At 73.1% G+C, this 6,827-nt stretch carries 8 protein-coding genes and 1 pseudogene; 8 read left to right on the top strand and 1 reads right to left on the bottom strand.

The window, feature by feature from the left end:
• The coding region (locus VFO68_RS27680; protein WP_325161335.1) for an acyl-CoA carboxylase subunit beta at positions 1–1,260 on the bottom strand (1,260 nt) is incomplete at its 3' end.
• A 150-nt stretch (positions 1,261–1,410) separates the two neighbouring features.
• Here VFO68_RS27680 and VFO68_RS27675 point away from each other — a divergent pair.
• The 8 genes and pseudogenes from VFO68_RS27675 to VFO68_RS27640 all read left to right on the top strand — a co-directional run.
• Complete coding sequence (locus VFO68_RS27675; RefSeq protein WP_325161334.1) at positions 1,411–2,205, top strand: biotin--[acetyl-CoA-carboxylase] ligase; 795 nt, start codon at positions 1,411–1,413, stop codon at positions 2,203–2,205.
• A gap of 66 nt (positions 2,206–2,271) precedes the next feature.
• Positions 2,272–2,832 carry a PH domain-containing protein gene (locus VFO68_RS27670; protein WP_325161333.1) on the top strand — a complete coding sequence of 187 codons (561 nt, stop codon included), beginning with the start codon at positions 2,272–2,274 and terminating at the stop codon, positions 2,830–2,832.
• The gene (locus tag VFO68_RS27665; RefSeq protein ID WP_325161332.1) at positions 2,833–3,774 is read left to right on the top strand and encodes a hydroxymethylglutaryl-CoA lyase; all 942 of its coding nucleotides are present in this window, start codon (positions 2,833–2,835) and stop codon (positions 3,772–3,774) included.
• A 2-nt stretch (positions 3,775–3,776) separates the two neighbouring features.
• A complete protein-coding gene (locus tag VFO68_RS27660) occupies positions 3,777–4,346 on the top strand; it encodes a GNAT family N-acetyltransferase (protein ID WP_325161331.1) in 570 nt (189 codons plus the stop codon).
• Positions 4,343–4,960, top strand: a complete 618-nt coding sequence (locus tag VFO68_RS27655; protein ID WP_325161330.1) for an adenosylcobinamide amidohydrolase — start codon at positions 4,343–4,345, stop codon at positions 4,958–4,960. The genes VFO68_RS27660 and VFO68_RS27655 overlap by 4 nt, the downstream gene beginning before the upstream one ends.
• 95 nt (positions 4,961–5,055) lie before the next feature.
• Positions 5,056–5,556 (top strand): YbaB/EbfC family nucleoid-associated protein, encoded by a 501-nt coding sequence (locus VFO68_RS27650; protein ID WP_325161329.1) that lies wholly within the window; start codon positions 5,056–5,058, stop codon positions 5,554–5,556.
• Positions 5,553–5,870, top strand: coding sequence for a hypothetical protein (locus tag VFO68_RS27645; protein ID WP_325161328.1), 318 nt, complete (start codon positions 5,553–5,555; stop codon positions 5,868–5,870). The genes VFO68_RS27650 and VFO68_RS27645 overlap by 4 nt, the downstream gene beginning before the upstream one ends.
• Before the next feature lie 10 nt (positions 5,871–5,880).
• A pseudogene (locus VFO68_RS27640) lies at positions 5,881–6,827 on the top strand (hypothetical protein); the annotation flags it as partial.

The following is a 6,827-nucleotide window of genomic DNA, read 5'->3' as shown; positions in this document are numbered from 1 at the left end:
CTGCGGAACGGTGGCCTCGGCGTAGGCGTAGATCAGCTTGGCGCCGCGCCGGATGATGCCGTTCCACTCCTGGTCGGTGCCCGGCAGGAAGCCCGGCACGTCCACGAAGGTCAGCACCGGGATGTTGAACGCGTCGCAGGTGCGCACGAACCGGGCGGCCTTCTCGCTGGCGTTGATGTCCAGGCAGCCGGCGAACTGGGTGGGCTGGTTGGCCACGATCCCGACGCTGCGGCCCTCCACCCGGCCGAAGCCGACCAGGATGTTCGGCGCGAACAGGGGGTGCACCTCGAGGAACTCGCCGTCGTCGAGCACCCGGGTGATCACTTCGTGCATGTCGTACGGCTGGTTCGGCGAGTCCGGGATCAGGGTGTCCAGCTCGCGGTCGGTGTCGCTGACCCCGTCGGCCACCGAGCCGGTGTCGACGAAGCCCTCGAACACCGGCGGGTCGGACATGTTGTTCGACGGGAGGAACGACATCAGCTCCTTGACGTAGGAGATCGCGTCGTCCTCGTCGGCGGCCAGGTAGTGCGCGTTGCCGGACTTGGTGTTGTGCGTGCGTGCGCCGCCCAACTCCTCGAACCCGACGTCCTCGCCGGTCACCGTCTTGATCACGTCCGGGCCGGTGATGAACATGTGCGAGGTCTTGTCGACCATCACCACGAAGTCGGTCAGGGCCGGCGAGTACACGTGCCCGCCCGCGTTCGCGCCCATGATCAGCGAGATCTGCGGGACCACGCCGGAGGCCCGGGTGTTGCGGATGAAGATCTCGCCGTAGAGGCCGAGCGAGACCACGCCCTCCTGGATCCGGGCGCCGCCGCCCTCGTTGATGCCGATGATCGGCCGGCCGGTCTTGATCGCCAGGTCCATCACCTTGACGATCTTCTCGCCGTAGACCTCGCCGAGGCTGCCGCCGAAGACCGTGACGTCCTGGCTGAACACGCACACCGGGCGGCCGTCGATGGTGCCGTAGCCGGTCACCACCCCGTCGCCGTACGGCCGGTTGTGCTCCTGGCCGAAGTTGGTCGAGCGGTGCCGGGCCAACTCGTCCAACTCGATGAACGAGCCCGGGTCGAGCAGCATGTCGATCCGCTCGCGGGCGGTCTTCTTGCCCTTGGCGTGCTGCCGCTCCACCGCCCGGGCCGAGCCGGCGTGCACGGCCTCGTCGTTGCGGCGGTAGAGGTCGGCCAGCTTGCCGCTCGTGGTGTGGATGTCCGGGGCCACCTCGGGCACCTGTCCGACCGGCTGCGTCGCACTACTCATCGCGGCACCTCGCAAGCTCGGTGCCGCGCCTCAGACACTGCGCCCATTGATTCGCTCGCAAGCTCGCTCATGGGGCCGGAGCCTAATCGCGCCGTGCCGGCCACGGCCCGAGGAGTGTTGCCCGTCTCTCCGGCGATACCGTGTTGATCCGTGTCGAACGACCTAGACCCGGTCCGGCTCCGGGAGACGCTGGTGGCGCCGGCCGGCCCGTACGCGGCCCTGGACGTCGTGGCGAGCACCGGCTCGACGAACGCCGACCTGGCCGAGGCGGCCACCGCGGGCGTCGCCGACCGGACCGTGCTGGTCGCCGGGGAGCAGACCGCCGGCCGGGGCCGGCGCTCCCGGGAGTGGGTGTCCCCGCCGTCCGGGGTGTACCTGAGCGTGCTGCTGCGCCCGGCCGAGGTGCCGGCCGCCCGGCTGGGGTCGCTGGCCATGGTCGCCGGGCTGGCCCTGGTCCGGACCGCCGCCGAAGCGGGCGTGCGCTCGACCCTCAAGTGGCCGAACGACCTGCTGGCCGGCGGCGCCAAGTGCGCCGGGGTGCTGTCCGAGGCGGTGTCCGGCGGGGTCGTGGTCGGCATCGGGCTCAACGTCGGGGCGCTGCCGGTCGAGGTGCCGGCCGGCCCGGGCGGGCTGCCGGCGACCTCGCTGGAGCAGGCCGGGGCGAGCGGCACCGACCGCACCGCGCTGACCGCCGCGCTGCTGGCCGAGTTCGCCCGGTTGGAGCGGCGCTGGCGGGCCGCGGGCGGGGACCTGGCGGCCGCCGGGCTGCTGGACGAGTACCGGGCGGCCTGCGCCACGGTCGGCTCCCGGGTGCGGGTCGAACTGCCCAACGGCGAGGTGACCGGCCAGGCGGTCGGCGTCGACGAGGCCGGCGAACTGTTGGTCAAAACCGACGACGGCGCCGAGACCGCGATCTCGGCAGGCGACGTGGTGCATCTGCGCTAAAGGGAAGCCTCCGGACAGGTACGGTTACCGCGACAACGACGGTGTCGCTAGGTCGGGAGGAACACCGTGGCCTACCCCGAGGACCTGCTCAGCGAAGGCGAACAGGTCGTCATCCACAAGCACCCGCACTGGAAGATGCTGGTGCTGCCCTATCTCGTTCTGGTCGTGACGCTCGGCGTCGGGATCTGGCTGTTCACCCTGGCCCAGGACGCCGGTTCGCCGTGGGACTCGATCTCGTCCATCGCGATCGGGGTCGTGGCGCTGGCGGTCATCGCCTGGCTGTTCCTCGCGCCGCTGTTCCGCTGGCGCACCACGCACTTCATCGTCACCACCGACCGGGTGATGGCCCGGGAGGGCGTGATCAAGCGGACCGGCATCGACATCCCGATGTCCCGGATCAGCAGCGTCCGGTTCGAGCACGGGCTGATCGACCGGATCTTCGGCTGCGGCACGCTGATCGTCGAGTCGTCCTCCCAGGAGCCGCTGGAGTTCGACGACATCCCGCAGGTGGAGAAGGTGCACTCGCACATCTACCGCGAGGTCAACGACAACCCGTACGACGACTACCGGCCGAGCGGGGCGCCGCAACCGACCCAGCCGTACACCCAGCCGCCGGACCGCCGCTAAGTGTCCGCACGAGCGCTCGGCCTGCCGGTCCGCGCACCCGCGCCGGACCTGCCGGACCAGGTCACGATCTGGGAGGTCGGGCCGCGCGACGGGCTGCAGAACGAGTCGGCGATCGTGCCGGTCGAGGTGAAGCTCGAGTTCCTCGACCGGCTGGCCGGCAGCGGGCTGCGGGTGCTGGAGGCGACCAGCTTCGTGCACCCCAAGTGGGTCCCGCAGCTTGCCGACGCCGAGCAGGTGCTGGCCGGGCTCGACCGGCGGGCCGGGGTGAGCTACCCGGTGCTGGTGCCCAACGAGCGCGGGCTGGACCGGGCGCTGGCCGCCGGGGTGCGGCACATCGCGATCTTCGCCAGCGCCACCGAGACGTTCGCCAACCGCAACCTCAACCGGAGCCTGGACGAGCAGTTCGCCATGTTCGACCCGGTGGTGTCCCGGGCCCGGGCCGAAGGGCTCGACGTGCGCGGCTACCTGTCGATGTGCTTCGGCGACCCGTGGGAGGGTCCGGTCGAGGCGGAACAGGTGGTCGCGGTGGGCCGCCGGCTGCTGGACCTCGGCTGCTCGCAGCTGTCCCTCGGGGACACCATCGGGGTCGCCACCGCCGGCCAGGTCGAGGCGCTGATCGGCGCCTTCCGGGCGGCCGGGACCGAGGTGGCCGCGCTGGCCGTGCACTTCCACGACACCTACGGGCAGGCGCTGGCCAACACGCTGGCCGCGCTGCGCCTCGGGGTGTCCACCGTGGACTCCTCGGCGGGCGGACTCGGGGGCTGCCCGTACGCCGAGTCGGCCACCGGCAACCTGGCAACTGAGGACCTGGTGTGGATGCTGGACGGGCTCGGCGTGCGCACCGGGGTGGACCTGGACCGGCTCGCCGACACCAGCGCGTGGATGGCGCAACGGCTCGGCCGGCCGAGCCCGTCGCGCGTGGTGCGGGCGCTGCGGGGGTAGGCGTGCGGGTCGTCGAGCTCACCGCAAAGACCTGGCCGGCCCTGGAGCGGCTGTTCGGACCGAACGGCGCCGAGGGCGGGTGCTGGTGCATGTTCTTCCGGCTGCCGGGGCCGCAGTTCCGGGCCGGGCAGCACGAGCCGAACCGGGCGGCGCTGTGCGAGCTGGCCGGCTCGGGCAAACCGGTCGGGCTGCTGGCGATGTCCGGCGCCGAGGCCGTCGGCTGGGTGGCAGTGGCGCCCCGGCCGGTGTACCGCAGGCTGGACCGGTCCCCGGTGGCCAAGCCGGTCGACCCCGGCGAGGACCTGTCCGACGTGTGGTCGGTGACCTGCTTCTTCGTGCACCGCACCGCCCGCCGGTCCGGGACCGCCGCGCGGCTGCTGGACGAGGCCGTGCGCTACGCCGCGAAGGGCGGCGCGCGAGCGGTGGAGGCCTACCCGGTGGACACGAAGGGGGAGAAGCGGCCCTCCGGCGATCTGTACCACGGCACCCTGAAGCTGTTCCTGGACGCGGGGTTCGGTGTGGTGGAACGACGCGGCGAGCGGCGGGCGTTGGTGCGCAAGGAGATCGCGTGACGGTTCCGGAACCGGAGCTGGCCCCGGGGCCGCTGCTGGTGTGGCGCTGCGCCACGCCGTGGCTGGCGATCTCGTCGGCGCCGATGGGCGGCGGGCTCGGCGAGCGGCACTGGGTGCTCAACGGCACGGTGTCCCCCGGCTACGGCCGGCTCGACCCGGACGTGCACCTGGCCGACCTCGCCGGCGCCGCGGGACTGACCGGCGCCGGGGTGGGGCTGCTGACCGCCGTGGACGTGCGGCAGGTGGTGCACCAGGCCGACGGCGGCGTGCGGGCCTGGGTGACCACCGGCATCGGCGCGCACCCCACCTGGGCGGCCGCGCCGGCCGAGCCGCTCGGCGACCGGGTGGGCACCATCAACGCGGTCTGCTGGCTGCCGGTACGGCTGTCCGAGGCCGCACTGGTGAACGCCGTGGCCACGGTCGCCGAGGCCAAGGCGCAGGCCCTGGCCGAGGCGGGCGTCCCGGGCACCGGCACCGCCACCGACGCCACCGTGCTGCTCTGCCCGCCCACCGGCCCGGCCGAATCCTTCGGCGGCCCCCGCTCGTTGACAGGTGGGGCGCTGGCCCGGGCGGTGCATTCCGCCATCCATGCGGGTTTGCGCGCCGGAAATTAGCATCACTCGAGCAGCATCAATCGAGCCACGGGGAACCGGATGCCGGTCGACGGCGTCAAACCCCAGCCGGCGCTCGTCAGCACCCGGAGGTGGCCGTGACCGTTGACCACCAGGCACAGGTCGATGAACTCGTTGCCGGGTATCGCCGAAGTCGGGAGCAGCTCGCCAGCGTGCAGCAGGCGCTGGCCGCGGTGCGCGCCGCGGCGTCCAGCGAGGACGGTCTGGTGACCGCGACCGTGGGGCCGGGCGGCGTGCTCGCCGGGCTCACCATCGACGAGCGCGCCTACCGCACCTACCGGCCGGACGAACTGGCCGCCCTGATCGTGCGCACCACGGCCGTGGCCGCGCGCCTGGCCGCCCGGTCGGCCGAGGATCTGGTCGCGCCGCTGCTGCCGTCCGGCGCCGACCCGGCCGCGCTGCTGCACGGCAGTGCTGACCTGACGCCGGCCGAGCTCGCGCCGCCGGCGGTCGCGGCCGAGGAGAGCTTCGAGAACCAGACCTGGATGCGGCGCGGAGGTGTCGAGGACCAGAGCTGGCCGCGGCCCGGAGACCTCGGCGACCAGACCTGGCTACAGCGCGGAGGGACAGCGCGATGACCGATGGCTTCAGCACCGATGCCGACGCGCTGGCCGCCCGGGCCGGCGAGTTCCCCGATCTGGCCGGGCGGGCCGGGGCCATCCACCGCGAGTTGTCCGAGGCGCTGGCCGGGTTCGGGCCGTGCTGGGGCGCCGACCGGGTGGGCCAGAGCTTCGCAGCGACGCACACCGCGCCGGCCGACACCACGCTGAGCGGCCTGGGTGAGCTGCCGGACCGGCTCGGCGCGGTCGGCACCGGCTTCGCCGACGCCGCCGCCGCATACCGGGCCCAGGACGAGGCCGGCGTGGTCCGGATCGACCGGGCCGGCGCATAGGGGGTCGGAAATGGGAATCCAGCTGCCACCGGAGCTCGCCGACGTCGCCACCCGGGCCGGGGTGCAATGGCCGGAGGCCGACGAGGACCGCATGCGCGAGGCGGCCCGGGCCTGGCGGGACGCCGGCACCGGGCTGACCCACCTGACCCGCGACGCCGACCACGCGGCACGGGCGGCGCTGGGCACGTCGGACGGGCCGGCGGCGGACGCGGCCCGCCGGCACTGGTCGACCTTCGTGCACCCGGACACCGGCCATCTCACCGCCGCCGCGCGCGGCTGCACCGCCGCCGCCGACCGGCTGGACCACGCGGCCAACCAGGTCGGCGCGGCCAAGGTGGAGATCGTGCGCAACCTGGTCGACCTGGCCCGCAACACCGACGCCGCGCACCACGCGGCGAACGCCGGCCACCCGAACGCCCTGCTCGGACTGGACACCTCGACCCGGGGCACCGCGGCCAACGTCGCGAACATCACGAACAACCTGGTCACCGCGGTGTCACCGGCCGCGGGCGTGGACATGTCCGGTGTGCGCGATCTGGTCGACGCCAACCCCGGCGCGCACGGTCCACAACCGAACCCGGTGGCCGGGGTGGTGGATTCCGTTGCCGGCACGGGAAATCCGGTCCGCGCCGTGGTCGATCCGGTTGTGGGCGCGGTAAATCCGATAGCGGACACCGTGGCTCCCGTTGTCGGGGCCGCGGATCCGGTCGTAGGCGCGGTGGATCCGGTGCGGCACGTGGTCGATCCGGTCGTGGGTGCGGTGGATTCGGTGGCGGGCCCTGGAGGTCCGGTGCGGCATGTGGTCGATCCGGTTGTGGGTGCGGTGGATTCGGTGGCGGGCCCTGGAGGTCCGGTGCGGCACGTGGCTGATCCGGTTGTGGGTGCGGTGGATTCGGTGGCGGGCCCTGGAGGTCCGGTGCGGCATGTGGTCGATCCGGTTGTGGGTGCGGTGGATTC

The sequence above is a fragment of the Actinophytocola sp. genome, assembly GCF_035712165.1.
Taxonomy (GTDB): domain Bacteria; phylum Actinomycetota; class Actinomycetes; order Mycobacteriales; family Pseudonocardiaceae; genus DASYTH01.
This window is presented reverse-complemented; position numbering and strand designations above follow the sequence as displayed.